Source organism: Micromonospora sp. NPDC004551 (genome assembly GCF_040609975.1).
Classification (GTDB): domain Bacteria; phylum Actinomycetota; class Actinomycetes; order Mycobacteriales; family Micromonosporaceae; genus Micromonospora.
Genome location: NZ_JBEXLM010000024.1, coordinates 34,212 through 60,766, shown reverse-complemented (window position 1 = coordinate 60,766; position 26,555 = coordinate 34,212). Strand labels below are relative to the sequence as shown.

Genomic DNA, 26,555 nt, shown 5'->3' with positions numbered 1-26,555 from the left:
CTGCGTAGCGGTTGGCCTCGATGTGGTGCAGGGCGTGGATGGCCTGCACGACCGCGGTGGCGCAGCGGGGCCAACAACTGCTGGCTCGTTGGTGGTCAGGAGTGCTCAGCAGTCCGGATGTCCTTCTCGTCCCCGGCCCTCATCAGTGCCGTCGATAGCGGTCAGGGACCTGGACGAGGGCGGCAGCCCCCTGCGCAGAGCAGGACCAGGACACCCGCTCCGGCCAGCACACAGACAGGTCCGAAGAGCTACCGTCCTCCTCCGCCGTCGCCGAAGACCCACCACGGGACGTGGCACCAGCCGCTGCCCGATCGGCGAACGCCGGGGCCGGTTCGGGTCGGTCTGGCAGTGCACCCGCTGTCGCGCCGCCTGTCCGTTGTCCAGCCAGCACGTCTCAGGCCGCAGACCGTCGCCGTCCTGCGAGCGGCTGCCTCCGTACTGCATACGCGCCCTTAGGGCCTAGTGCGGTGTCCACTAACGTTCACCGGGTGTCTGGTGTTGGTTGTGGATCCTCGCCTTTTGGGCGAGCGACTTCCCACCGGATGGTGGGGCGGGCCTCCGCGGGCCAACTGATCCTCGCGCCGCCCGGGGGCGGCGGGGGTCACGCCGGGACCGACCGGCACCGGGAAGGTGTCGGCCGGCTCGACGGTGCGTGACCACCTCGGGCGGCACGGGAATGGCCGTCGGGGTGGTGGGTCCGCCGCCCGGGGTGCGGGTGGCGATAGTGGCGGCCGCGACGAGGTCGCGGTGCCCGGAGAACGTGCAGTGTGGGCAGGTCAGGCTCCGGCCGCGGGGTTTCGGTACCCGCCGCCGGCAGCCCGGGCAGGTCGAGGAGGTGCCGCGCTCGTCGACGAGGTGGACGGTGATGCCGGCCAGGACAGCTTTGTCGGTGAGGACCTGGAGGAGCCGGCCGATCTGCCATTGCCGCAGCCGCAGGTTGCGCCGCCGCCCCGCGTCCAGGTCGAGCATCCCACGCGGGTCACCGACGTGCAGCACACCGACCCGCTGACCTACCGCCCAGGACACCACCTGGCGGGCGGCCTCGTGCTGGGCCTGACGCACCCGGCGCCCGTGCCGGCCTTCAACCCGTCGCGCCCGACGCCGGTATCGGCGCCACCGCCGCGACCCCTTCTGACCGGGCTTCGGCGCCCGCCGCGCGACCGCACGGCGGCGAGCTTTCGTATCCGCCAGATGCATGCGGTGCTCAGCGCGGATCGCCCGCCCCGACACCAACAGCCCCGCACCGTCCGGGCCGGCCACCGCATACGGGTGGATGATCCCCAGGTCCACCCCGGCCACCCTGGCCGGGTCCGGACCCTCACCGGCCGGATACGTCGCCACCGGCACTTCAGCGGTGATATCGAGGAACAGCCGGCCGCCTTCACACAGCAGCGTGACCGACCGGACCTGCTCGACCGGATACGGCACCTCCCGCGCCAACCGCACCCACAACGGCCCAGTGCCCCTGGCGGTCGGGATCCGCACCCGCGCACCGTCGAGGGTGAACGTGCCGTGATACCAGCGCACCGGCACCAACCCCCGCCGCCGACGCGGGAACCCCGCCGACACGTCACCGTCCTTGCGGCGTTTCGCCGCCGCGAACCAGGCATCGGAGAACCGGCGCAACACCGACCGAGCACCCGTCGAATCCAACTCCCCGAACGTGCCCGGCCCGACACCGACAGCTCCCGACACAACTCCTGATAGCCGGTCAACGGCGCATCCCGGCGGCGACGCCGCCACGCGTTGACCTCCAACACACACGCCCACACATCACCGGCCGAACGCAACAGCCCGAAACACCGCCGCCGCTGCCCCGACGTCACCCGCAACCCCACACGCGCCGTGCGATGCACCACCCGAGGCGCGGCAGGATCCCGACGACGAGGCACAACCACACCCAACACCACCACTACGACAAAACTCCCCAGCCACCGACCCGGCGAACGTTTCTGGTCACGGCACTAGCCGTGTTGCAAAAGTTCGGTGATCGCCGATGTAGGACATAGACAGGCGCCACACATGCTCCCAGAGGAGTCGCCTCATGCCTCGAACCATTCCGCCCCTGATCGCCGGCACCCTTGCCGCGGCGCTCGTCGCGCCGGTCGCACCGGCACAGGCGAGCAACCCACTCGCCCCGATATCCAGTTCCCTGGCGCGGACGCTGACGACGGCCTCCGGCACGATCCCCGTGTTCGTGCACGGTACGAGCATCGGTGCCGCCCGGCAGGCGGCCGCCGACACCGGCCTCAAGCTCATCACAACCTGGAACAAGATCGGCGTCGCGGTTGCGCGCGGCACCGCCGAGCAGATCGCGGCCGTTCGCGGTCATGCCGGTGTCACGTACGTCGAAGGTGACCAGCCGCTGCGGCCGTACCTGTCGACCTCGAACGTCGCCACCCGAGGCGAGCAGGCACGCGCGGAGCTGCGCGACGGACAGGGGCGGCCGGTCGACGGCCGCGGTGTGTCGGCGGCGATCATCGACACCGGCGTTGACGGCACGCACCCGTTCTTCCGCAACGCGGACGGTACCAGCGCAGTGAAACTCAATCTGAAGAACATCTGCGGCCCGCTCACCGACCTGGGTCTACCTCTCCCGCTACCCAACGACTCGTGCTTCCTCGACCTGACCGCGGCCAACGACACCGACACGCTGTCGGCCGGCGGGCACGGCACGCACGTCGCGGGGATCGTCGCCGGGCGGGACACGACGCTCACCGACGGCACCCGGCTGCACGGCGCTGCCCCTGAGGCCACGCTGATCAGCCTGTCGGTCGGCGCCGGACTGAGCATCTTCGGTGCGGACAGCGCGCTGAACTGGGTGCTCGACCATCACCTGAACCCGTGCGCGGGCTGCCCACCGATCAAGGTGAGCAACAATTCGTACGGCCCGGGTGGCGGCGGGGCGTTCGATCCGAACTCTGCGACCACAAAGTTGCAACGGGCGCTGGCCGCCGAGGGTGTCGTCACCGTGTGGGCGGCCGGCAATGACGGCCCGGACAACAGCGCCACCAACCCTCCGGGTCAGGACCCCACTCCGGGCATCCTCATGGTCGCCTCCTACGACGACCATGGCACCGGCACCCGTGACGGTAGCGTGTCCACGTTCTCCAGCCGTGGGGCGCCGGGACACCCGGAGACCTACCCGGACGTCTCGGCACCCGGATCGAACATCACCTCGGCCTGCCGGCCATACCTGGTGATCTGCTCGACCGGACTGGACCCGCACAACGGCCCCGGGCCCCTGGACCTCGGCACGTTCAACACGATCAGCGGTACCTCCATGGCAACCCCGCATGTCGTGGGCATCGTCACCCAGCTGTTCCAGGTCGCGCCGAACGCGACCCCGGCACAGATCGAGGACGCGCTCAAGGCCACGGCGTACAAATTCACGGACGGCGCTGCCTACCAGACGGTCGGGCCCTACACCAGCGCGGTCGACAAGGGAACCGGACTCGTCGACGTATACGCCTCCGCGGCCCTGCTGGGCGCTACACCTGCCTGACGACCGATCAGCTCAACGGCGCAGTAGCGAGTTCAGTCGGCACCGTCACCGACAACAACAGCGCCACGGAGACGACGATCACCGGCTGGCAACAGCTGGTGGTTGACGCAGTTGCGGAGGCCGTCGGCCTCGCGGACGACGGGTTTGAACACGCGGTGGGTGCCCTCGGAGCCGGCGTTGGTCATACCGGAGCTGCTCGGTTAGCCGACCTCCGGGGGGCGCCCATCGCGGACACCAGAACCGGGTCAGCCGACCAGATCTCCTGTGGGCAGCGGCAGCAGCACAGACGGGACCGGCGCCGACGGCAGGGGAAGCTCTGGCTCGGCAAGGCGCCCCGCCAGGCCCTCGGCCATTCCTTAGCTGGCCCTGGCCCCGGCCGACCATCTCGCGCCCCGCGCAGAGGATGCTGCGGCCTAGATCCAAGGTAGAGGGTCGACTGGACGGCCACCGAGACGTACCTCGAAATGCAGGTGAGGGCCCGTGGAGGCACCAGTCGATCCGACCAGTCCGATGACCTGACCGGCACGGATGCGCTGACCAGGCGACACCATCAGCTTCGACTGATGGCCGTAGCAGGTGGACAGCCGCTGCCCGTCAGCCCTGCCGTGATCGATACAGGTGTAGTTGCCATAGCCGCCGTACCAGCCGGCGCGCGACACACGGCCGTCCGCGGCCGCGAGGACCGGGGTACCAATCGGGGCGGCGAGATCCACGCCCGCGTGCAACTGCCACACGTGGTAGTACGGGTCAAAACGGGTGCCGTACTTGCTGGTGAGCCGACCCGACAGTGGACGCCCAAGCCGACCCTCACCGGCCGTGGCGACGGTGCGGGCCGGTGCCGCCACGGCGGGCACAGCGCGGACGCGACGGTTGATCTCCTGCTGAAGCCGCGCCTCCTCCCTCCGGCGGCGGCTGAGTTCGGCCTGGCCGGAGGTGATCGCGCCGGACAGCGCGACAGCGTGACCGGTGGGGGTGTCCACCACATCCGCGGAGTCCGCCACGGCGAAGGGCGCCGCATCCACATCCCCGCCGGCGGTCAAGGACATCAGCAAGTGCAGCACCGGGTCCGGCCCGCGCTGCACTCTCGTGAGGTCATCGCGGGTCCGAGCGAGAATGTTCTCCAGGTACTGGATCCGGCGCTGGACGTCGCCGAGCGCGGCGACCTGGCGGGCCTGTGGAGTGAGGGCGGCGTCCACCGGCGGCTGCGGATACAGGTCGGCGCCGGGGTCGCCAGCAATCAGCGCAAGGGCCGATCCGGGGTTCACGATCGGCCCGTCGTTGCTCGGCGGGGTCGAGACACCTACCCGCGGTAGCTTGCCTGAGGCCGGCGGAATCGTCGCGGGTGTTGCAGGCGGTCGGGTCGACGCAGTAGCCGACGGGATGGGCGGCGGCTTCACCGTCGGCGGCTTGATGGGCGGCAGCGTCACCTTCGGCGGTTTAACCGGTGGCAGCGACACGGTCAGCGACGGGCTCGGCAGGGTCGGCAGGGTCGGCAGGGTTGGCAGGGGCCCCTGTGCTGATGAGCTTTGCGCCCCGGCGGTCGCCGCCCCAGCGTCCAGGCAGAAGGACGTCACCATCAGCGTCGCCCCGGCGACGGTCGCCAGCGTGGCCTGCCTCCACCACCGTTCGCCCATCATGTGCTCCCGCCGTCGACCTCGTTCCCGTCCCTTGCTACATCGGATCCCGGCGCGTAGTCGTCACAGCCGGCCAGGGGGCAGGCCGTGACGCCGCCGCAGCCGTCGACGCGCAAGCAGGATGCCCGCCGCGACCGCGCTGACCACCACCGCCGCAACGGCCGTCACCCGCAGCGACCCTTCGGGCGGCCGGACCTCACTTGCCACGGCTGGCAACTCCAGCGCTGAATCTGTGGCCGTGGCGGTGGCCGTGGCCGTCGAGCCGGGGAGCAGATAGGCGTTGCTTGCGATTTGGGGACCCGTCGCAGTGGACTCCGCCGACGTGACACTGACCCGGTTGCGGACCAGCGTGCCCGGCGGCACACCCGGGTGGATCCGCCCCGTGATCGTGATACGTGGCACCGCTGCGGCGGCACCCAGGAGCAGGTCACCCAGGTCGCAGACGACGACACGACGGGATGCTGCACACCGACCCGGCTCGGCTCGGGCGATGACCCCGTCGAGATCAGCCGTGGTCGTGAACGTAACCCGCGCCGCCGTGAGGGTGCCCCTACCGGGGAGCGTGACGGTGTGCGTCACCCCCTGCCCGGGCAGCGCGCCGAACGGTGTCGACGTCAGCACCGGCGTGGCCTCCACCGCAGGCGCCGGTGGCGGCGCCGGAGCAGCCGCCGCCACGGCGCCCATCATGCCCGCCACCGACGCGGCGACAGACTCCCACATGCCCACAATGTAAACCGACCGGCGCACGATCGCCCCCCGGCCAGGTGCACCTTCATGCTCAACCCACCCGGAGATCGTGCCAACGGAAGGTCGGCGGAATTGTCCCAGGGTCCCGGCCTTGAAGGTCAGCACGAGATTGTTGCGCCGGTCCAGCGTGCCGCTGGTGTAGTCGACGCTTCGCTCTGGTTCGAGCTGCTCAGCCCAGGCAAACACGCCTCCGGCGGCTAAGCAGTCTGCTCAGTCGGCGGTGAATCCTATGCTCGAGGTACATAGATGCCCAGCGGTGCTGGCCTGCGGGCAGTAGGTCACGTGTGCTGGACACGACAGACCGCGAGGATCGAAGAAGCAGCGGGGGAGAGGCGGCGCAGGGCCGGACTGTCCAACATTCCGAGCCCTGCGCCTGCCGAACCCCGGTCAGCGCAAAGTGGCTGCTCCGGTGGTGGCGTACTGCTCGTCGAGGTCGCCGGAGGGCGCCCCGCCGACTCCAATGGCCCCGACGACCTGACCGTCGACGGTCACCGGTACGCCGCCGGCGAGAAACAACGTTCCAGGGATGTCGCGCAGCGTCGCGCCCTGACCGGTGACTCGGCCGGCGAGCGCAGAGGTCGGCTGGCCGAAGGAGGCGGCCGTGTACGCCTTGCGCTTGGCGGACTCGGCCGTCTGCGGGCCCGCGCCGTCACCCTTGAGCTGTACCTGGACGTTGCCCGATCGGTCGAGAACCACGACGGTAACGCGATGACCGCCCTTCTCGGCCGCCTTCAGTGCCGCTTCGGCCGCGTGCAGCGCCGCGTCGATGTCGAGTACCGGGTTGGCGACGACGCTCCGGTCGGTGGCCGCGGCGGCGCGGGAAGCGACCGCGGACTCCGCGGCGTTGGCGTTGATGGTGACGCCGGTGACGGTGGCCACGCCCACGGCGCCGGCGATCAGGCCGAGGGCGGCCCGGCGGCGGACATTGATCATTGCGCTGCTCCTCTGGTTCGACGTTCGAGGCGAGTGACGTCCCCCAGCCTGGTCGTGACCCGCGGTGCGGGCATGGCCCACCGGATCCAACCGCTATACATCAAATGGTTGATTCACCCACCGGAGACCTGCCGTACGCTGGGCATTTACCAAGATCAGACGGACTGCGTGGGGAGGTGCGCGATGCGGGAGGACCGGTTGGGTGCGGCGATGCGGTGGGGGTTTCTGCTCCTGCTGGCCGCTTCCGCTTCCCGGTATGTGGCGTACCACGGTGGGGGAGCCGCCACCGTCGGCGTGCTGGCGCTGGCCGGCGTGCTCCTGGCCGCGTACGTGTTGAACGAGCTGGGGCGTTTCGCACCGGCTGCCCGCTTCGCGGTAGTGACTGTCCCGTTCCTCGCGCTCGTGTTCCTCGCGCCGAGCTTCGCCTGGTGCGCGATCCCGCTGTTCTTCCTGGGGCTGCGGCAGCTCCCGCGCCGTGCCGTCTGGCCCGTGGTCGCCCTGCTGACCGCAGCGGTGGTGATCGCACAAATCCGGCTGGCCGACCGGTTCGAACCCAGCCTGCTGCTCGGCCCGGCGGGTATCGCCGCCATCACCACCACCGTCTTCCTCGAACTGGATCGGCAGAACCGAGCCCGGCAACACGCACTCGACGACCTGCTGGCGACCCGTGACGAGCTCAGTCGCAGCCAGCACGAAGCCGGAGCGCTGGCAGAACGAGCCCGGCTGTCCCGGGAGATCCACGACACCCTGGCCCAAGGCCTGTCGAGCATGAACCTGCTGCTGCAAGCAGCCGACCAGGAATGGGACGTCGAACCCGCACAGGCACGCGGGCACGTCCGGCAGGCCGCAGCGACCGCCCGGGAGAACCTGGCCGAGGCGCGCCGCTTCGTCCGAGGGCTGGCCTCCCCGGCGCTCGACAACGCCTCGCTGACCGACGCCCTGCGGCGGCTGTGCACGGCCACCGAGCGCGACATCGGCACCGCAGTTCGATTCACCGTGGCCGGCACCGTCGTGCCGCTCGGCGTCGACAACGAGATCGCGCTGCTACGGGTCGCGCAGGGCGCCCTGGCCAACGTTCGCCGCCACGCACACGCACACCAGATCGCGGTGACGCTGACCTACGGCGACAAGGAGGTGATGCTCGACGTGTACGACGACGGGACAGGCTTCGACCCCACGGTCACCACCGGATTCGGGCTCACCGGCATCCGTGAACGGATAACGCACCTACACGGCACCGTCACCATCGAAAGCGCACCCGGTGAGGGCACCGCACTCGCCGTGAGCCTGCCGCTGCGGGAGGCACGGTGACAGACCCACTGCGGCTGATCCTGGTCGACGACCACCCAGTGGTCCGCGCCGGCCTGCGCGCGCTGCTCGGCGCCCGACCGGACATCACCGTCGTCGCCGACACGGCCACGGCTGACGACGCCGTCCGGCAAGCCGCCGCGCTGCACCCCGACGTGGTCCTCATGGACCTGCAACTCGGCAACGGAGCCGACGGGGTCGCGGCCACCGAACACCTCCTGGCCCTGCCGGACCCGCCCCGCGTGCTGGTGCTGACCACCTACGACACCGAGGAGGACATCATGCGCGCGATCGAAGCCGGCGCGACCGGATACCTGCTCAAGGACTGTCCGCCGGACGAACTCTTCCGCGCCGTGCATGCCGCCGCCGCCGGACAGACCGTCCTCTCCCCGCCGGTCGCCGCCCGGCTGATGCACCGGATGCGCGGCCCGCGTACCACCCTCAGCACCCGCGAGGTGGAGATCCTCACGCTGCTTGCCCGCGGCCACGCCAACAAGGAGATCAGCCGACGGCTGTTCATCAGCGAGGCCACAGTCAAGACCCACCTGGTCCACATCTACGCCAAGCTCGGCGTCGACTCCCGCACCGCAGCGGTGCACGCCGCCATCGAACGGAAGCTGATCCGGCTGTGAAGCGTCGTGCACTGCTCATCCTCACCCTCGCACTGGCCGGCTGCACGCAACCGGACACGACACCCCGGGAGGACCACATGACCACACCCGCCGACGAGGCACTGCTCGCCGCGGCGAACACCGGCGACCCGGCAGGCGTACGCGCAGCACTCGCGGCCGGCGCCGACCGCGAGACCCGCGATGCACGGCAGCGCACGGCGCTGCTGCTGGCCGCCGCGAACGACCACGTCGAGGCCGCCCGCGTGCTCGTCGCCGCCGGTGCGGACCCGAACGCGCTCGACGACCGGCACGACACCCCATGGCTGGTGACGGGCGTGACCGGCAGCGTGGAGATGCTCGAGGTCCTGCTGCCCGCGGGGCCGGACCTCAACGTGGTGAACCGATTCGGCGGAATCTCGATCATCCCAGCGAGCGAACGCGGCCACGTCGCGTACGTCCGGCGCGTCGTCGATACCGGCATCAACGTCAACCACGTCAACAATCTCGGCTGGACCGCCCTGCTGGAATGCGTCATCCTCGGCGACGGAACGAAGCCGTACCACCAGATCGCGGAGATCCTCGTGGCCGCCGGCGCGGACGTCCACCAGCCCGACAAGGACGGCGTTGACGCGCTGCAACACGCACGCAACCGCGGATACGACCAGATCGTCGCCATTCTGTCCCGCTGAGCACCGTCCAGGACGCAGACTTGCTCCGCACCGAGCCCGGTCGCCCATCCAGATACTTCGATGACTCGTCGACTCGGCCGCCCGGGAGGACACCGGGGAACGACTACTGACTCCAGCGTGACCAACTTGCATCCCCAAAGCCGGCGCTTCCGAGGAGTCACTTCCCGGATCCGTCGCCACCCAGCTTAGAACCCGGCTCCCGGCCGCGACTTGACGCAGAGGGGAGCCAGAAGCGGATGCCCCACGGGCGTCTTGGCGGGCCATGTTCGGCTCAGGGCTGTTGGAGAAATTGCATGAGCTGTGCAGTGAGCTCGGCAGGCTGTTCCTCGAAGATCCAGTGGCCAGAGTCCTCGATGACGCCACCGGTTACCGTCGTGGCGTACTGCGCGACCTGGGTCGCTACCGCCTCCCCGAGGCTGGCTCGGGCGCCGAGTGCGAGAACCGGCATTGTCAGCTTCGTCTTGCCGTACTCGGCGTTGTCGGCGACATCCTGAGGCAGTGCGCGGAAGTAGTCGAAGCTGGCCCGCAGATGAGCATCGTCTTGCAGGTACCGGGCGTACTCGCGAACATCGTCATCGCCGATGGCGGTCTTCTGGACTTCCATCGACTCGGTGAACCGATCCACCCATAGGGCCTCGCGGCCGTCCACGATCTGTTCTGGCAGGCCGTTGGGGAGGCTGAAGAATCCGAAGTTCCAGAAACCCGGTCCCTTCGGAGTCAGTGAGGGGAACCGGTAAAGGCTCTGATCAGGGATCGGGGCTTCCGTGAGCACGAGCTTGCGCACGTCATCGCGGTGAGCGGCGGCATACGCGTACGCGACCATGGTCCCAATGTCGTGTCCGATCATGCTGACGTCGCGATCAAGGCCGAGTTGGGTGAGCAGGCCGTACACGTCGCCGGCGAGAGTCTTCTTGTCGTAACCTCCTGCCGGGGCGTCGCTGCCGCCGGCTCCCCGAAGGTCAGGCGCGATGACCGTGTAGTGCTTGGCAAGCTCCGGCAGAACCTTGCGCCACATGTACCACGTCTGGGGATAGCCGTGCAGAAGGACCAGGGTGCTGCCCCGACCGCCCCGAACATAGTTGATCGTGACGTCGCCGACCTGCATCGTCTGCTCCGTGAAGGAACCCGGGATCCGCTCGCCGCCCATTGCCACCCCCTCTGATGACACACGCGGTTCGCGGGCTACCCGACCCCGGGGCTCGTACACCTCACAAGCGCCGGCGCCTACCAGGGCCGTGCCCGACGGGCTGGGCAACCCGACGCTGCGCAAGCGATGCCGCGGGGCAAACAACAGCGGACGCATCCACGGTAGTTCGCGGACGTCCTGAACGATGATGGGCTCAGTGACCATCGACGGGCGCGCCTTACGAGGGGTCGCAGGTTCGAAACCTGCCCCACCACCATTCACCAGCGAAAGCCGCCCCGTGAAGATCAGTCCCAGGACGACGGCGGGACGCCCAGCTCCATTAGCAGGGACACGACTGCCGCAGGTCGCGTGGCCAAGCGTCCGGGCAGCCGTTAGTCCTCGCTATCTTGCCTCCTGCAGCATGCGCCCGTGCGACCGGAGCGGAACCCGACCCGAACGCGAGCGCATGCGTGCCCTGGCATCTGTGCCAAGGACAAGGGAGAAGCATCGACCTTGACCCCGGTGACTACCCTTCCCGAGTGGACCGCGACCCTGATCAGCCCTTTGATGACCTCCGCCCGGAGCTGTCACTCGAACAGGTTCCCTACGACGAAGCAGATCTTCCTCCTACTGCGATACCGGAATTCGTGTTCTGGCTCTGCAGCGCAGTCGGAGGCGGCATCCTCGGGAACGCCACCTACGACGCCCTCAAGGCGGCACTCGGCGCTCTCCGCCGCATCGAGGATGGGCCTGCTCTGAACGGGACGGAGGTGGTGGGGTTCGCGAGAGAGGCTGCCGGGCTCTGGTCCCGCCGAGAGGGCCAGGACGGGAACGGTGACTTCGAGGTCACCGCAGTTGAGCCGACGGATGGTGGCTGGAGCGTCGAACTCACGGGATCAACGACAACGCTCCGGGTGAGGCTGCCGCAGCGGCGTGACCGCAACGGAATCGTGCAGGCCAGGGTCCGAGACAGTGGGTTTGGGTGAAGTGAGCAGGCCGTCCGTGAGCCTGGTGGGCGACGGATGAGTTGACCTGTTGGCCGGATCTTGTGAAGTGGTTACCCGGATCGCGGGTGCAACTCGGGCCGTTGATCAGCGCTTGGCTTCGCGCTTGGCATCTGCGGCTGCTCGCCCCTGTTGACTTTGGCTACGGCCGCGCGCAGCTCTTCCTCACTCATCCTGGCGCTGCCTTTGATGCCCATTGAATGGGCCTGGTGACGCAGCTCTTCCAACCGATCGCCGTCTTCCATGTCAACCTCGTAGTTCCGGGCTCGGGCAGGGACGAAAACGCGCTTGCCTTCCCGCGTCTGCCCGCGACAAACCACCACAACGGTTCCCGCCAAGGGGGCGAGGCGGACTTCAAGGGTGCGTGACGGGTGAGATTGACATCAGCGGTCGACATCACGGTGGCATTCATTGCCGCACATGCCCATACGGATCTCACCTCCGGGCTGAGCCAGCGAACGTCCGCAGATGCTACGACTCTTGCCGGAGCCGCCTTGCAAGCGAGAAGTCCGCGACGGGCCGGTCAGGCCGCTTGCAGGCGTCGCGCGATGTCGATGAGAGCGTTGAAGGTGTTCTCGGTCTTCGGCGGTTGGACGTGGAAGCGGCGTAGCGACCTGATGGTGACAACGGAGGTAGTCGGCCGCAGCGGCGGTCACTCCACTTGCCCCCGCCCATGGGCCCGATCCGCAACGAAGTACTGCTGTAGGGCTTCGGTGGCATCGGGGCCGGCCAGAACAACGGCGGCTGTCGTGAGCGGTTCCGCATCGAGCGAACCCCGCGATGTGGCTAGAGCTTGGAGGACCGCCGCAGTCACGTCTGCACCGCCGACCCCTACTGCGTACCAGGCGCCCATGACGCGAGTGCGCCAGCCATCTCCCAGGAGTGCGATTACATCGGTTGCGATTGTGGCCCGGTTCGCCTCTGCCACGGCCGCTAGCAAGGGTATCTGAGGGCGTTGGTTCCCATCATGTCGAGGAACGGTACGACGTAACTGGGCAACCAGACCCTGGCTACTCCCTTGATCCACCGGGCGAAATCGGTGCGCCGACGACAGTCCTCCGACAACCTTGGGGGATGGGGCGATCATTGGAGCCGGCTCCGACCGGGAGCATCCTGCGGGGGGAGGAGGACTCCCGGCAGGCGAACTTCCTGGAGCTGTTCTTCGACCTGACGCTGGTTTTCGCCCTGACCGGGGTCGTCAGCCGAATTGTGCCGGACCTCGTCTCCGACAGCGTGGTCATGCGCTGGCAGGCGCTGCTGGAGACGGTCGTCCTTGCCCTGCCGCTGCTCTGGCTGTGGACGACCACCGCGTACATCACCAGCCGGTTCGACCACCGCAACCGCTGGATCCAGCTGGTGGTCCTGGTCAGCGCGTTCGGCCTACTGATCATGGCGACGTCCCTGCCGAAGGAATTCCAGGCACGCGGCGCCGCCTTCGCCGTGGTGTACGTGGTGCTGCACGTCGGACGCCCCTTGCTCCTCCGGCCCCTGTTACGGCAGCACGAGGCGATACAGGCGCTCTACACCCGCCTGGCCATCTGGGCCGGTGTCTCCGGCGTGATCTGGCTCGCCGGGGCGGTGGCGCGCGGCAACTACCGGATTGCCCTGTGGTTGATAGCCATCACTGTGGACCTGGTCGCGGCGCAGGTCAGGTGGCCGATACCCGGCAGGCAGCGACCACAGACGAGCGCGTGGGCGATGGCGAGCAGCCGACACCTTCCCGAGCGCTACCAGCAACTGTTGCTGATCGCGCTCGGCGAGACGGTGCTGTCCATCGGCGTCACCTACGCCAAGGATCCCGCCACGCTCGCCGCAACGACCGCCCTGGTGGTCACGTTCCTGACGTCCGTGCTGATGTGGCGGATCTACTTCTACCGCGCGGGAGAGGTGTTGGCCGAGGCCGTCGAGATGGCCTCGAACCGGGCAGTTGCCGGCGGGATCGTCGGCGTGTCCCATCTACTCATGGTGCTCGGCATCACCGCCACTGCGGCCGGCTCGGAGGTCGTGCTGGCGCATCCCTCCGGGCACTCCGTGCCGGCCTGGCTCGTCGTCATCCTCGGCGGGCCGGCGATCTTCCTGTTCGGCCGCAGTCGGCTGGAACGGGTCGTCTTCAACCGGCTCGCCGTGCGCCGGTTCGTCGGCATCGCCGCCCTGATCCTGCTCGCCCTGCCGCTGTTCTTCGCCCCGCCGCTGCTCGCCGCCATCGCCGCCGCCGTCGTACTGCTCGGAGTCGCCGTCGCGGACGCTCGACGCGCCGCCGGCCATCCACCGGAGGCCCCGTCCCCGTCCGCCTAGCGGAGTGGTCCGCATCCAGTCCGCTTGAGCCCGACGGTGTCGTGTTGCAACCGGCGGGTGCGCTGCCGGATCTAATCGGCGGTCAAACCGGCCACGAACACAGTGAACGCCATGAGGCAGGACCCGCCCTAACCGCCGTCGCTCGACATGCCGCCCGGGCGGTCGTCGTGCTCGGCCGGGTGGAATCTCGGCGCAGACGACGGGCCGTCGGCTCGAACCGACGGGCGCGCACGCTCGGCCAACAGATATGCCACATACGCGCTGTTCGCCGTCAAGGGTCGTGGCGCTGCCGACCTCGCCCACCGGCCATCAGGCGGGCTCGAAGACGGCGCGTACGCAGCCGTCGAGCTTGTTTTTGAACATGTTGTATCCCTGTGGCGCCTCGTCAAGCGGCATGGTGTGTGTCGCGAGGTGTTCGGTGACCAGCTCGCCGCGTGCCATCCGTTCGAGCAACATCGGAATGTAGCGGTGTCCGTGCTGTTGGGCTCCACGCAGGGTGAGACCCTTATTCATGACCGCCCCGAGCGGGAACTTGTCGACAAGGTTGGCGTAGACGCCGAGCAGGAACACGCTTCCGCCCTTACGGCAGTGGTAGATGGCCTCGCGGGCGGCGATCGGACGGTCCGACTCCAGGCGCAACTGCTGTTTCAACTGGTCGTACAGGTATTGCGGGCCGGTGCTATGGGACTCCATCCCCACCGCCTCGATGCACACGTCAGGCCCGCGCCCACCGCTGCGTTCCAGCAGCTCACCACCGACGTCCTGAGTCTGGTAGTTGAGCGCCTCCACACCCAGGTACTTCTCCGCCATCTGCAGCCGATTGGCGAAACGGTCGATGATGATCACCCGCTCCGCGCCGAGCAGGACGGCCGCGCGTGCGGCCATCTGGCCCACCCCGCCCGCGCCCCACACCGCGACCACGTCGCCGGCCTTGACCCCACCGAGGTCGGCGCCCATCCAGCCGGTCGGGGCGGCATCGGAGGCGAAGAGAGCACGCTCGTCGCTCACCCCATCTGGGACGGTAAAGGCCCCCTGGTCGGCGTACGGAACCCGGATGTACTCGGCGTGGCTGCCCGCGAAGCCTCCGAGCGCGTGGGAGTAGCCGTAGCAGCCGCCGGGTGCGAAGCCCCAGAGGTTCTCGGTGATCGCGGGATTGGTATTGCCGTTGTCGCACAAGGAGTACTGCTGCTGCTGGCAGTACCAGCAGCGGCCGCAGGAGACGAACGAGCAGACCACCACCCGGTCGCCCACCTTGTGCTTACGCACCTGCGGGCCGACCTCGACCACCTCGCCCAGGAACTCGTGCCCGAGGACGTCGCCCCGCTCCATGAACGGAATGTACCCACCCAACAGGTGCAGGTCGGAGCCACACGTCACCGTCTTGCGCACCCGGATGATGGCGTCCTGCTCGTTGCGCATCGTCGGGTCCGGAACCTCGGCCACCGACAGCTCGTTGACGCCTTGCCACAACAGTGCCTTCACAGCCGCCCCTCCCTGCGCCCCTGCCGCGTCGCCATCTGCAGTGGCTTGTTGACCACCGTCGTCTGGGTGGTGGGCGGAAAGTCCGGGTGCAGGACCTCGCCGGTCTCCAGTAACTGCTTCGCCTCCCGCAGCGCGGCGCGAATCGCCTGGTTGGGATCGCGACCCGCGAGTCGTCTGGCTCCCTCGGTCACCGGCGACTGAGCGCCGTCACGCAGCCGCACCGCCAGCTCGATGCCTCGGTCACCCGCGGCGCGGCGGATCCGCACGTCCACGGCGTCACCGAGACCGGCCAGTGGCTCCGGCAGTGGCGAATCCGGGGTCAGCTCGTCGCGGGCTGGGTTCACGGTCACCACGTGCCACCGCGGCTCGCGCCGCATCAAAGGAGCCTGCTGCCAGGGCCCCTGATGGCCCGACGGAAGCAGGAACCTGCGGAGGGCCAGCCCTCCGATCGCGATGACCGCCGCCTTGACCAACGCCTTCATGTACGCCCCCGAGTCGACCCCACCCGTCGCCACATCTGCCTGGACCGACGGCTCCGTCCCCGACAAACCTGTCATATCGGTTCACCGTCACGCTGGCAAATCCCGCACCCCGAGGGGCAGTGGGGGCGCGACACCGCGACGGTGAAGTCGGGACAAAGGAGGACTGGGACCGTGGCCCACCGACACGCCAGGCGGGTGTAGACGACGTCCCCGGGCCACGCAGTCCGCGCCACTCGGCGAAGACCGTGACCGCGGGCATGCCGACTCCGAACGCCGCGATCACGATGTGCCAACCGAGGACAGCGCCATCTGCAGCCGCGCGGCCACCAGGTGGCGGCAGCGGCGTCCTGCGCCAGAGCAACCGATGCCGCCAGCCGCATCGGTACCCACATCCCGGAGCAACTCGGAAGCGGCCGAGCGAGAGGGGACATATTTGGCACACAGGGCGGCGGCGGGGCGTCGATCAGCTCTGCCGCTGCTGGCCCTGCGGTCCTACCAGCCACGCCGTAACCTGCCTCAGCGGCTGGCTGCTGTTGACCACCTTCATCATCCGCTGCCACGCCGCTGCGGCTGGAGATCCGCCCAGCACGCCGCCCAGACCACCACCACCAGCCGCCGCTGCGCGATTCTGATCCAGTTGCTGGGTGGTCTGCCCGAGCTGTTGACCGACCTGCTGGGTAGTCTGCTGCAGCGTCTGCGACAGCGGCCCATCAGGCCCCAGCGCCTCCTGCGCCGTCTGCCCGACGTGGTCGAGCGTCCGCGCTAGCGGCCCCTGCGGCCCCAGCATCTGCTGAGCCGTCTGCCCGACCTGGTTCACAGCGCTATCCACGGTCTTCACCAACGACTCGATGATCTGAGGGTTGCGCTCGATGGTGCCGAGGGCGCTGTCGAGAATGCCGCGGAGTTCCTCGAGCCGAACCTCGAGCATCGCCTCGGCCTCAACGCCCCTGATGTCGATCTTCACCGTACCGAGGTGCGCCTGGACGCCCACGTCCAGCTGGAGCAGGCTACCCAGCCGGGCTCGCAGTGAGACGGAGGCGTCCAGGTTGTCGACCTCGACGTAGATCTGTTCGACCTTGACTTGCGGGAGCTGGAGGACGACGTCCGGATCTGACATCGTCTTGCTGCTGTGCCCGCCAGCCGGCTCGGGTAGGCCCTGCTCACCACGCTGCGAGACGGCCGGGCGTTTGCTCCGGCCCGCATCCGTCGAGGCGTCGGCAGGACCGCGGCTCTCACCCCGACCGGCGACTTGCGCTCCCTCCCCGGCGTCGCGCTGCCGATCGACCTGCTCGCGGGGTTGCGCGGGCGACCCCCGTGCGCCCGTGTCCCGGCTCTCCGGTTCGGCCATCCCGCACTCCTCGGGCCTCGCCTAACATGCGGACCGGACGGAGCCCGTATGTGGCTCCGATCCTCGGCCCACCCCCTCGGACCGCGGGCGGTCTACCCGTGTGCCTATGCATCAAACCGTTCGGGGGTGCGGCCGAGGAGACAGCGGATCAGCTGCGCCTGAGAGCAAGGCGCAAGCCAGGCGAGCAGCCACTCCCACCCGTGCCCGCGCTCACGACGATCCCAACGACAAGGTCGGCGTGCCAGTAGCGACCGGTGTCGTCGTTGCTGGCCATGACGATCATGCCCGTCGCGCTGGTGACGCCTGCTTGGCGGCCGTCATGTTGTTGAGGTCGGGCGCACAGCTGTCCCGGATGACCGGCGCACCACGTCCGCCGGATAAGGCCGAGCTGCGCCACCAGGTTGTACAGGCCGTGTGCGCCGGGGCCGGCCGACTATCAGGCGATCCACGGGGTGGGCACGCGTTCGGCGCCTCCGCTGGCACCTACGCCGCCGGACTGGTCGGCGCCTTCTTCGCGGCCGCCGATGCTGGTCGCGGCAGTGACGTCCCAGATCTGGCCGCTGCCCGAGCTCGGGGTGAACAAGGACGCGTACCTGCCGCGCCTGGAACTCGCGCACGAGCCAGACCCCCCGGCTGGGCCCCGTGCTGATGGTGGCGCCGGCTTCTCCGAGACGCCAAGAACCCCTGGCACCCAGATTGTGGTCCTCCGCTACGCCGCCTAAGTCATGATCCGCACTATTGCTTCACATCTGGGGCGGCCATGGCTGGCTGTTTGCCCCAGACGACCCTGGGTAGGCACGCTCGGTGAGCGGGCCAGAAACGGACCTCGGCACGAGGTCGGACACCAGCCGTGCCGTGGCGTTCAGCGACGCCATCTTCGCCATCATCATCACGCTGCTGGTCCTGGACCTCCGGGTGCCGGACGTCCCGCCCGGCCACCTCCTGTCCGGACTGCTCAGCCAGTGGCCGGCATACGTCGCGTACCTCGCGTCCTACTCGTACGTGGCCGTCGTCTGGCTCAACCACAAGGCGGCATTCAACCGCATCCAGCAGAGCGACCGCGGCCTGCACTGGATGAACCTGTTGGTGCTGTTCACCACGGCGCTGCTGCCCTTTCCGACCATCGTCGTGTCACACGCCCTGCAGGAGCACGACAACGCGGACCAGCGGGTGGGCATCGCCTTCTACGCGCTGATCGGCGCGTCGCTGTGCGCGGCTTGGCTGGCGTTCTACCACTACCTGGCCCGGCACCCCGACCTGCTGAAGGAGCAGGCCAGGGACCACTTCTTCCACGTCGAGCGGTTGCGGGCCCTCGCCGGCGTCGTTCTGTACGTCCTGGCGGGGGTGCTCGGCTACCTGGTGACGCCCCTGGTCGGCCTCGTCATCTTCCTCCTCCTGCCCGCCTTCTACGCCGTCACCAGCGCTGGCCTGTACCAGTTCCGGGCGACTCGCAAGATCACTAATCGCCCTCGGCCACCCCGTGGCTGAGGGAGGCCAGACCGCCGTTTCACCCCGGCGGGCGCGGGTACCCGCCGCATTCCGGTTCGAGAGGGGATCCGAGGTGGACTACACCGAGTTCATCCAATCCGTGGCAGCGAGACCGAAGGTTCCGCCGGGGCAGGCGGAACCCATCACCCGCGCCGCGCTCGAGACGTTGGCAGAACGGATCACTGGTGGCCAGGCGAGGGACCTGGCCTCCCAGCTTCCTGAGGAGCTACGGGGCCTGGTGTGTAGGCCCACCGAAGATCCGGAACGGTTCGGGCTTGCCGAATTCCTCGAACGGGTGCAGTCACGGGCCGGGGTGGATCGCCAGGTGGCCACCGACGGAGCACAGGCCGTGCTGAATACCCTTCGTGAGTCGGCCAGCGCGAAGGAGTACGGGGACCTTGTCGACCAGTTGCCGCAGGAGTTCTGGCAGTTGACCGGGCCGGGGACGGGACAGCTCCAGCCCCGCCGGGTCGGCACCTAGCTCGGGCGCGCGGACCTGCCAGAAAGCTCCGGCGGTAACGGCAGAAGGGCCGCCACTCACTCTATCGAGGTGCGGGCCCTTACTCCGCCGCGTACAAGCTGGTGGCATCGGTCGGCCCGCAGGCTGACCGACCGACGCCACGTCACCGCCCTCCGCCCACCACCGCCGGGCGGAGGGCACCGCTTCTTTACCACGCGCCCTCCGCGGAAACGGTGGCGCTACAACATCTCCAGCGGTTGCGGGCCGGTCGGCGGCGGGAACGCCGTGTCGAGTGCCGCCACGTCCTCCTCACTCAGATACAGGTCGTGCGCTTCCGCGTTCTCCCGGGTGTGCTCGGGATTGGACGATCGGGGGATGGCCGCAATCCTCTCCTGCCGCAGTAGCCAGGCCAGCGCAACCTGGGCGGGCGTGGCTTCGTGCCGGGCGGCGACCTCCGCGACCTGGGGGTGGCCGAGCAGCCGGCCCTGCTCGATCGGCGAGTACGCCATCACCGGGATTCGGTGCTCGCCTAGCCACGGCAGCAGGTCGTACTCGGGACCGCGGCGGGTGAGGTTGTACAGGATCTGGTTGGCCGCGCAGGAGTTCCCGCCCGCCTCGAGTAGCTCCGTCATGTCGGAAAGATCGAAGTTGCTCACGCCCCACTGCCCGATGTCACCGGCGTCGACGAGTTCGGTGAACGCCTCGATCGTCTCCGCGAGTGGATGCGAGCCGCGCCAGTGCAGGAGGTAGAGGTCGATGTGGTCGACGCCGAGTCGTTGCAGGCTGCGGCGGCAGGCCTGCACTGTTCCCCGTCGGCTGGCGTTGGAGGGCAGCACCTTGTCGACCAGAAAGACGTCGGCGCGCCGTCCGGTAATCGCCTCACCGACGAGTTCCTCGGAGGCGCCGTCACCGTACATCTCCGCGGTGTCGATCATGGTCATGCCCAGGTCCAGCCCGGCGCGTAGGGCGGCTATCTCGTCCCGCCGCCTTCCGGGGCGCTCGCCCAGGTACCACGTTCCCTGGCCGAGCACGGGCATGGTCTGGCCGGATGGTAGCTCGATCGCGGCAGCAGCGAGAGTCATGGCGGCCCTTTCCGGGAGCCTCAGTACCAATGGGTTGGATGCGTTACCCGCTGCTACAGGCGGCACGCTCTCGTAGCGCGACCTTTCTCCGCGCATGCCCTGTCTGAGCAGCGGGCATACGGGTGGATTGTCCGTCCCCGAGCGGCCTTCGCTGGCCTGTTTTCCGGTGGTCGCACCGGGAAGGCGACCGCGAGCGAACGATGCGCCGCCGACGGGGTGGCGCCGCGAAGGGGAGGCCGCAAAATGGCGCAGAGCCAGCAGCCACTGACCGGCAAGCGAGTCGCTTGTCTCGCCGCCGACGGGGTGGAGGACGTGGAGTACACGCAATCCCGGGCCGCCGCGGAGCAGGCGGGGGCCGAGGTGCACCTGATCTCCTTGAATTCCGGCGAGATCCAGGCAATGAACCAGGACATCAACCCTGCCAACCGCTATCGGGTGGACCGGACCGTGAACGAGGCCAATGCGGCCGACTACGACGCCCTGCTGCTGCCCGGCGGGACGGTCAACCCCGACCGGCTCCGGATGAACCCGCAGGCGATGGACTTCGTCCGGGCGTTCTTCCAGCAACAGAAGCCGGTGGCAGCGATCTGCCACGGCCCCTGGTCCTTGGTTGAAACCGGGATGGTCAACGGCCGGACCGTCACTTCGTTCCCCAGTCTGCGCACGGACATCCGCAACGCGGGCGGGAACTGGGTGGACCAACAGGTGCAGGTCGACAACGGCCTGGTCACCAGCCGCAGCCCCAGCGACCTTCCGGCCTTCTGCGCCAAGATGGTCGAGGAGTTTGCCGAGGGCAGACACGTCCGCCAGATGGCGACAGCCTGACTCAGGTGGGGGCTCCAGGCCGGGAGGATCAGCCGCCTTGGAGCCCCCCACCCGGCGGTATCCCCGCCAACCGGACCTGGCGCCAATTCGGATGCTTCCCGCCGGCTACTGCCACCTGCTGATCCAGGAGTACGGCTGCGCTTGGGCCCTGCCGTGCGGCGTCGAGGCCGATCAACATGGGAATCAAGGAAGGTCGCCGGCCGTTGCCGCCTACCAGAGTTGATCAAGATGCTGGTCGGTCAGCCGTTACCTCTCAGTGCACTCTAGAGAGCACACGATCGGTAGTTCCGCCCTTGCGGTGGGACGGTCCCGGTCCGACCCGCTGTGGCGGTTCCGGGTTCACGCTTCACTGCCACCTGCCCGCCTATGCGGGTCTTCTGGTCGGCTCCACGTGCTGCCACCGGGCCACTCCCGGCGGTGTCGTACTCGGCCGCCAGGGCGGCCAGCTTGAGTGCGGCGTTACGGTCGCGGTCAATGGCCAGGCCGCACGTCGTCGCAATCCCCGCGTACTCCGGCGGCGGGACACCTCATCGGCCGGCGGGTCGTCGTGGTGCTGCGAGCCGTCGGCCAGACGGTGGTTGGTGGCAATGGAGTGGGTTGCAGATGCGTCGTGCTGCCGCTTCCCGTCGCCGCGAGAGGAGGTAACGCGGACTTCTCGGTGCAGGCATGCAGTACGGGAAGGCCGCGTCTGGAACGCGGTCCTTCCTGCTGGGCCTAGGTCGTGATCAGGTTGGCGGCCCCGAGGATGGTGCCGAGCCGGACAGCATCAAGCCAATGATCCAGACTTCCCGCCCCTCACGGCGGGCTCAGGCACAGCGGAAAGGTCATGACTGGCCCAGGTTGGTGACCAGATTGACGGCGACGGCCAGGATGCCGGTTCCGAAGGCGTACGAGAGCAGCGCGTGCCCGAGCGCGACCCTGCGCATGCGGTTGCTGGTCGGTTCGTTCTCTCCCGGGGCGAAGGACATGCCAACCGTGAAGGCGACGTATGCGAAGTCGGCGTACGCGGGACCGTCTTCCCGCTTGAAGTCGAAGCCGCCGTCTTCGTCGAGGTAGTACAGCCGGGCGTACTTGAATGCGAAGACGGTGTTCACCAGCGCCCATGCCAGGACCACCGCGACCACGCTGAGGATCACCAGAGCGACAGCCGTAATGTCCTGCTCGTCCGAGGCGCGGATGAGCGCCTCGGCCACTGCGGCGACACTGATACCGGACGCGATGATGACCGCCGTATCGGTGGAACGTGAGTGCCGCTCCGCTTCGGCGAGTTCCTCGGTGCGCTTGGAGCTCGCCGACCAGCAGTACCGCCATACCCAGACGAGGATCGTGCCCGCCGCGATCGTCCAAGTTAGCAACGGCGTCAGCTCCGGCGCCCCGGCCAGCGCGGTGGCCGTCCCGGCGATGGCACCGGCGGCTAGCGCCCACAGGACGCGCCTGACGGACAGCAGACGTCCCAGCGCCGGCTGTCGCGATCGGTGCTCCATCTCTTCAGCGTCCCGACTCGACCTGGTAGCGCCGGCGAAACCTTCGCGATCACCGGATCGGGGTGCATTCAGGATGGCGGGAGGCCGGCGATCGGTTTGGACCGGGCTGGGCCGCTGAACGACCACTTCAGTCAGCAAGAACCTCTGGCGTCTCGTATCAGCTGGCCAGCACCGTGCCGCAAGCAGGGGCTGGCGTGATCGGAACGAAGCGGCAAGTGCATCGCCGCGGTGAGCGAGGCGCACACGAAGGCCTCGCCTGCCGCCGGGGCCAGGCGAGACTGCCGAAATCAGGTCGACACTGCTCATGGCCTGGCGGAGATCGACAATTCCTCAGCTGACAGGGCGGATGTGCGTTGACTGCGGGGTATCGCCATCCCCGCCGACTGCAGGCGCTACGTCCTGCGTCCTCACATAAGGTGGCCGCGGAGCGGGCCGGGCACCGAGCCCGGCCCCAGGCTGTACACCGGTGAAGCCGCCGGCACACGGGTAAACCGTCGATAGCCGCCAGCTCCAGGGTCAGCTTGTACCCGGTCCGCGAATCCTTTTCGCCGTGGGCCCACTCTTATGGGGGTGTCGAACGCATCGAGCCGGACGGGAGGGCGGGGCATGAGCGGTGCCGAGTGGGCCAGCGCACAACTGGTCGCCGCCGCCCGGGACGGCCACGTCGAGTCGCTGACCGCGTTGGTCGCCAACACCCATCCGCACGTTCTGCGCTTCGCTCACACCCTGTGTGCGTCGCCGCAGGACGCCGAGGACGCCGCGCAGGAGGCCCTGCTCATCCTGTTCCGCAAGGTCGGCACGCTGCGATCGATCACCGCGTTGTCGTCGTGGATGTTTCGCATCGTGCGCAACGAGTGCCTGCGCCGCCTGCGCCCCCAGGGGTGGGACGACCTCGGCGGTGTCGGCGCGGTGGAATCGCCCGAGGACGAGGTTATCCGGCGTCTGGAGGCCGAGCGGGTGGCCCGGGCGATCGCGGCGCTGCCTGACGTGCAGCGCCGCGTCCTCATCCTGCGTGATGTGCAGGGATACCCGGGCCGCGCCGTCGCAGACAGCCTCGGGCTGAGCCTCGCCGCGATGAAGTCCCAACTGCACCGGGCGCGCACGAACGTCAAGGCCGCGCTGCAGCACTGACTGCCTTTCCTGTGCTCCTTCTGCCTCTTCCGGGAGTTCACCATGCTCGAAATCAACACCACCGTGCCCGATCTGGACCTGGTTGACGCGACCGGCGCCTCCGTCCGGCTGCACGACTACCTGGACCGGATGCATGTGCTGCTGTACTTCATGCGGGCCACCACCTGCCCGGTCTGTGTTCGGCACGTGCGCGATCTGGCGCGGCACGTCGACGAGTACGCCGCCCTCGGGGCGCGGATCGTGGTGGTCGTACCGGAGGGGCCGACGACCGCTCGCGCGTGGGCGGCCAGGCAGGGGCTGCCGTTCCCGGTCGTGACCGGTGCGCACGGCAGCCCGCACGAGGCGTTCGGCCTAATGCGCACGGTGTTCGGGGCCGTGCAGCAGTCCGGCACGGTCCTCGTCGACCCGGCCGGCCTCGTCCGGCACATCAAAGCGGCGACGATACCGACGGCCAGCTACGAACACGCGGCCGTGCTGCGCACCCTGACCGCACTGCGTTGACTACACCTCTCGGTTTCAGCCTGGAGGACGTGACGGGATCTGGTATGAGGCGGCCTACGTCGATCCCCTGCCGAGGGCCGCCTGGACGAACTCACGCCCCGCCGGCCCCGGGCCTACCGATTCGGCTTCATCCATGTCACCTGCCGGCGCGAGCCGGAGTTGGCCGCCGACCGGCCCGTTCAGTGCCAGGACGGCCGGTAGTCGTCGTGGGGAGGAGCCGCGCGCTGACCAGCGCCGCCCCGAGCACGATCGACACGGCGGGCAGCACCGTGTGGAGGGGATAGCCGGGGCTGGTGCCGGTCAGCCCGATGAACGCGGCGCAGACGGCCGCCGGTGCGTGCGGCGCTTCCAGCAGCAGCATGGCGACCACCGAGGACACCGTTGCCGCGGTCGCGGTCCACACCGAAGGGCCCGCGGCGGCCGTGATCGCCACCGCGATCGGGGCGCAGGATGCATAGCTGATCAGCAATGCGGCGGGTGGGGCCAGCGGCGCGCGGGGCGCCATGGCCAGGACCGCCGCCGTCGCGAGGAAGGGCAACGCGAAGACGTCCAGACCGGTCGGATGTTCGGTGACGGCGAGCAGGGCCGCCGCGTCGAGCAGCATGCTGCCCGCGCTCAGCGCGACGACCCTGGCCTCCCGCCGGCTGGTTCGTGACCGCAGGGTGACGGCAGGCACGGCTCTACCGCGTCCGCCGCAGGAAGGCGCGCATCAGTCCGGCGATCTCGTCGCCGTGGGTTTCCAGCGCGAAGTGGCCGGTGTCCAGCAAATGGCTCTCGGTGTCGGGCAGGTCCCGGGCGTACGCCTCGGTGCCGCCGGGGCCGAAGATCTCGTCGTGCCGACCCTAGGTGACGAGCGTGGGCGGCTGGTGCTGACGAAGGTACCGCTGGAAGTCCGGGTAGACGTCCAGGTTGAACTGGTAGTCCCAGAAGAGTTGCAGCTGGATCTCCTTGTTGCCGGGCCGGTCCAGGCCGGCCTGGTCGAGCCACCCGCCGGGGATGGTGCAGGAGGAACACGGGACAGGACCTGCACTTGCTCCTGGCTCATCCGAGCAGGATCCCAGTATCACTCGAACCGGACACACCCTTCCCAGCATTGTCTGGCTCCAGTTGACACGTTACGCATCTGTTCCAGTTGATGGGTGACAGGTCGTCGGTCAATAGCGCCTGGTCGTCACACCCCGTCACCGGATACCGGGTTGCCTGCTCGCGACACCTGCGGCACCCTTCCCCGCATGATTGAGACGCGTGTGCTCAGCGAGGGCGATTGGAAGATGTGGCGGGAGCTGCGGCTTGCTGCGCTGGCGGAGGCGGCGTACGCGTTCGGTTCTCAGCTGGCGGACTGGCAGGGCGAGGGCGACCGTGAGGAACGCTGGCGCGGTCGGCTGGCAATCCCTGGCGCGTACAACATCATGGCAATGCTCGACGGGCAGCCGGTCGGGATGGCCAGCGGGGTGCCGACCGATCACGACGGCGTCGTCGAGCTGATTTCCATGTACGTGGCGCCACTGGGACGTGGCCGGGGCGTGGGCGACCACCTTTTGCAGGCGGTCGAGCAGTGGGCTCGGCTCGTGGGCGCGGAGACGCTGCGCCTGGCCGTGGTGGAGGGCAACCAGAACGCCTGGGCGCTGTACGAGCGGAACGGCTTTCGTGACACGGGTGAACTCGGCGACCTCATGCCCGACGGCGTGCGGCGGGAGCACATCATGGCCAAGAGTCTCGTGGCTTAGCGGCCGGCCATCGATTGAGGGCCTTCGACCAGGGCTTCACAGAAGGTAGCCAGCGGGTCGGGCATCGTGTGACGCTCCAACCGGAGTACGACGCACCCTCACCAGAATGCCTGGTCTCGCATGATGGTTGACGAAGCGGCTTCGCAAGACGCTTGAGCCAGGCCTTGATCGAATAGGTCTGGTGCCCGCTGTCGATGGTAAGACTGGTCAGCGCCGGGAGGCAGAAGGGCTACGTTTGCGTGTGCCTGAGGAACCTGACGAAGACCTTCTGATGCACGAGGAGTCGGTGTTGGCCGGTTTGGTCGAGCTGTCCGGCGTCGAGATTCTGTGATGCGACGACTTCTACGACGGAGCGATCGACGGGCTGGCCCGGTGGGATGGGCGGGAGTTCTGGTTCGCTGGGGTCTATCCACTCGACCATCGTCCCCGGCGGTATGTCCTGCATGAGATCAGCGCAGGGGATGTCGAGGCGGCGTCAGCGCTGCACCGTTTGCTGAGCGAGAACGCTGACGCCGCCCGGCACGGACGTCTCGGCTCGACGCAGGAGCGAGCGTGGAGCCAGGTGTGGGCGAGTCGGCCGGATTACCGCCGCGCCCCGGCCGTGGGGTGGTTCTCCGCCTAACCGCCCCGCGGCGACGATGCTGTTCGGGTCACCAGCGCCTGAGGGGCGATCCGGGTGCGGATGCCGCGGGC

Annotated in this window: 26 protein-coding genes; 14 read left to right on the top strand and 12 right to left on the bottom strand. The window is 68.7% G+C overall.

The features are described from left to right. Nucleotides 1-474: 474 nt before the first annotated feature. The gene (locus ABZW14_RS24955; protein WP_355350839.1) at nt 475-1,695 is read right to left on the bottom strand and encodes a transposase; all 1,221 of its coding nucleotides are present in this window, start codon (nt 1,693-1,695) and stop codon (nt 475-477) included. Between the two features lie 349 nt (nt 1,696-2,044). Here ABZW14_RS24955 and ABZW14_RS24950 point away from each other — a divergent pair, with 349 nt between their 5' ends. Continuing rightward, on the top strand, nt 2,045-3,505 hold the full coding sequence (locus ABZW14_RS24950) for a S8 family serine peptidase (RefSeq protein WP_355350837.1): 1,461 nt from the start codon (nt 2,045-2,047) through the stop codon (nt 3,503-3,505). Between the two features lie 413 nt (nt 3,506-3,918). On the opposite strand, the gene ABZW14_RS24945 is transcribed toward ABZW14_RS24950, so the two are convergent. The 3 genes from ABZW14_RS24945 to ABZW14_RS24935 form a co-directional block, all read right to left on the bottom strand. Then, a complete protein-coding gene (locus ABZW14_RS24945) occupies nt 3,919-5,139 on the bottom strand; it encodes a M23 family metallopeptidase (RefSeq protein ID WP_355350835.1) in 1,221 nt (406 codons plus the stop codon). A gap of 63 nt (nt 5,140-5,202) precedes the next feature. After that, nucleotides 5,203-6,072, bottom strand: a complete 870-nt coding sequence (locus tag ABZW14_RS24940) for a hypothetical protein (RefSeq protein ID WP_355350833.1) — start codon at nt 6,070-6,072, stop codon at nt 5,203-5,205. Nucleotides 6,073-6,273: 201 nt separating this feature from the next. Next, nucleotides 6,274-6,819, bottom strand: a complete 546-nt coding sequence (locus tag ABZW14_RS24935) for a heme-binding protein (protein ID WP_355350831.1) — start codon at nt 6,817-6,819, stop codon at nt 6,274-6,276. Between the two features lie 72 nt (nt 6,820-6,891). Between ABZW14_RS24935 and ABZW14_RS24930 the strand changes: the two genes are divergently transcribed. From ABZW14_RS24930 to ABZW14_RS24920, 3 genes are all read left to right on the top strand, one after another. Next, nucleotides 6,892-8,130, top strand: coding sequence for a sensor histidine kinase (locus ABZW14_RS24930; RefSeq protein ID WP_355350829.1), 1,239 nt, complete (start codon nt 6,892-6,894; stop codon nt 8,128-8,130). Beyond that, complete coding sequence (locus ABZW14_RS24925) at nt 8,127-8,759, top strand: response regulator transcription factor (RefSeq protein ID WP_355350827.1); 633 nt, start codon at nt 8,127-8,129, stop codon at nt 8,757-8,759. Before ABZW14_RS24930 ends, ABZW14_RS24925 begins: the two co-directional genes overlap by 4 nt. 77 nt (nt 8,760-8,836) lie before the next feature. Next, nucleotides 8,837-9,427, top strand: coding sequence for an ankyrin repeat domain-containing protein (locus ABZW14_RS24920; protein WP_355350825.1), 591 nt, complete (start codon nt 8,837-8,839; stop codon nt 9,425-9,427). 271 nt (nt 9,428-9,698) lie between these two features. On the opposite strand, the gene ABZW14_RS24915 is transcribed toward ABZW14_RS24920, so the two are convergent. Next, on the bottom strand, nt 9,699-10,574 hold the full coding sequence (locus ABZW14_RS24915) for an alpha/beta hydrolase (protein ID WP_355350823.1): 876 nt from the start codon (nt 10,572-10,574) through the stop codon (nt 9,699-9,701). Between the two features lie 518 nt (nt 10,575-11,092). On the opposite strand from ABZW14_RS24915, the gene ABZW14_RS24910 reads away from it, so the two are divergent. The 3 genes from ABZW14_RS24910 (at nt 11,093) to ABZW14_RS24900 (ending at nt 13,852) form a co-directional block, all read left to right on the top strand. After that, entirely contained in the window at nt 11,093-11,539 is a 447-nt protein-coding gene (locus ABZW14_RS24910) for a hypothetical protein (RefSeq protein WP_355350821.1), read from the top strand. 227 nt (nt 11,540-11,766) lie between these two features. Then, nucleotides 11,767-11,925: a hypothetical protein gene (locus ABZW14_RS24905; protein WP_355350819.1), complete on the top strand. Its 159-nt coding sequence runs from the start codon at nt 11,767-11,769 to the stop codon at nt 11,923-11,925. 706 nt (nt 11,926-12,631) lie between these two features. Continuing rightward, nucleotides 12,632-13,852, top strand: a complete 1,221-nt coding sequence (locus tag ABZW14_RS24900) for a low temperature requirement protein A (protein ID WP_355350817.1) — start codon at nt 12,632-12,634, stop codon at nt 13,850-13,852. Nucleotides 13,853-14,161: 309 nt separating this feature from the next. Here the strand turns inward: ABZW14_RS24900 and ABZW14_RS24895 are convergent, their stop codons facing one another. From ABZW14_RS24895 to ABZW14_RS24885, 3 genes are all read right to left on the bottom strand, one after another. Next, nucleotides 14,162-15,334 (bottom strand): zinc-dependent alcohol dehydrogenase, encoded by a 1,173-nt coding sequence (locus ABZW14_RS24895; protein ID WP_355350815.1) that lies wholly within the window; start codon nt 15,332-15,334, stop codon nt 14,162-14,164. After that, a complete protein-coding gene (locus ABZW14_RS24890) occupies nt 15,331-15,816 on the bottom strand; it encodes a hypothetical protein (RefSeq protein WP_355350813.1) in 486 nt (161 codons plus the stop codon). Before ABZW14_RS24890 ends, ABZW14_RS24895 begins: the two co-directional genes overlap by 4 nt. A gap of 463 nt (nt 15,817-16,279) precedes the next feature. Continuing rightward, nucleotides 16,280-17,164: a hypothetical protein gene (locus tag ABZW14_RS24885; protein WP_355350811.1), complete on the bottom strand. Its 885-nt coding sequence runs from the start codon at nt 17,162-17,164 to the stop codon at nt 16,280-16,282. 804 nt (nt 17,165-17,968) lie between these two features. On the opposite strand from ABZW14_RS24885, the gene ABZW14_RS24880 reads away from it, so the two are divergent. Both ABZW14_RS24880 and ABZW14_RS24875 read left to right on the top strand, forming a co-directional pair. Further along, the gene (locus ABZW14_RS24880; RefSeq protein ID WP_355350809.1) at nt 17,969-18,652 is read left to right on the top strand and encodes a TMEM175 family protein; all 684 of its coding nucleotides are present in this window, start codon (nt 17,969-17,971) and stop codon (nt 18,650-18,652) included. 73 nt (nt 18,653-18,725) lie between these two features. Continuing rightward, nucleotides 18,726-19,133, top strand: a complete 408-nt coding sequence (locus tag ABZW14_RS24875) for a DUF2267 domain-containing protein (protein ID WP_355350807.1) — start codon at nt 18,726-18,728, stop codon at nt 19,131-19,133. Between the two features lie 218 nt (nt 19,134-19,351). Here ABZW14_RS24875 and ABZW14_RS24870 read toward each other — a convergent pair whose 3' ends face one another. Next, nucleotides 19,352-20,194 (bottom strand): aldo/keto reductase, encoded by an 843-nt coding sequence (locus tag ABZW14_RS24870; protein ID WP_355350805.1) that lies wholly within the window; start codon nt 20,192-20,194, stop codon nt 19,352-19,354. A gap of 243 nt (nt 20,195-20,437) precedes the next feature. Between ABZW14_RS24870 and ABZW14_RS24865 the strand changes: the two genes are divergently transcribed. Beyond that, nucleotides 20,438-21,019, top strand: a complete 582-nt coding sequence (locus ABZW14_RS24865; protein WP_355350804.1) for a type 1 glutamine amidotransferase domain-containing protein — start codon at nt 20,438-20,440, stop codon at nt 21,017-21,019. 824 nt (nt 21,020-21,843) lie between these two features. Here the strand turns inward: ABZW14_RS24865 and ABZW14_RS24860 are convergent. Beyond that, nucleotides 21,844-22,503, bottom strand: coding sequence for a DUF1345 domain-containing protein (locus tag ABZW14_RS24860; protein ID WP_355350802.1), 660 nt, complete (start codon nt 22,501-22,503; stop codon nt 21,844-21,846). A 606-nt stretch (nt 22,504-23,109) separates the two neighbouring features. Between ABZW14_RS24860 and ABZW14_RS24855 the strand changes: the two genes are divergently transcribed. Together ABZW14_RS24855 and ABZW14_RS24850 are read left to right on the top strand one after the other, a co-directional pair. Next, a complete protein-coding gene (locus ABZW14_RS24855; protein WP_355350800.1) occupies nt 23,110-23,634 on the top strand; it encodes a sigma-70 family RNA polymerase sigma factor in 525 nt (174 codons plus the stop codon). Between the two features lie 42 nt (nt 23,635-23,676). Then, nucleotides 23,677-24,135, top strand: coding sequence for a peroxiredoxin family protein (locus ABZW14_RS24850; RefSeq protein WP_355350798.1), 459 nt, complete (start codon nt 23,677-23,679; stop codon nt 24,133-24,135). 136 nt (nt 24,136-24,271) lie between these two features. Here the strand turns inward: ABZW14_RS24850 and ABZW14_RS24845 are convergent, their stop codons facing one another. Both ABZW14_RS24845 and ABZW14_RS24840 read right to left on the bottom strand, forming a co-directional pair. After that, a complete protein-coding gene (locus tag ABZW14_RS24845; protein ID WP_355350796.1) occupies nt 24,272-24,739 on the bottom strand; it encodes an HPP family protein in 468 nt (155 codons plus the stop codon). Between the two features lie 238 nt (nt 24,740-24,977). Beyond that, the gene (locus tag ABZW14_RS24840) at nt 24,978-25,202 is read right to left on the bottom strand and encodes a hypothetical protein (RefSeq protein WP_355350794.1); all 225 of its coding nucleotides are present in this window, start codon (nt 25,200-25,202) and stop codon (nt 24,978-24,980) included. Nucleotides 25,203-25,367: 165 nt separating this feature from the next. Here ABZW14_RS24840 and ABZW14_RS24835 point away from each other — a divergent pair, with 165 nt between their 5' ends. After that, entirely contained in the window at nt 25,368-25,862 is a 495-nt protein-coding gene (locus ABZW14_RS24835; protein ID WP_355350792.1) for a GNAT family N-acetyltransferase, read from the top strand. A 181-nt stretch (nt 25,863-26,043) separates the two neighbouring features. After that, nucleotides 26,044-26,193 (top strand): hypothetical protein, encoded by a 150-nt coding sequence (locus ABZW14_RS24830; protein ID WP_355350790.1) that lies wholly within the window; start codon nt 26,044-26,046, stop codon nt 26,191-26,193. Nucleotides 26,194-26,555: the final 362 nt, after the last annotated feature.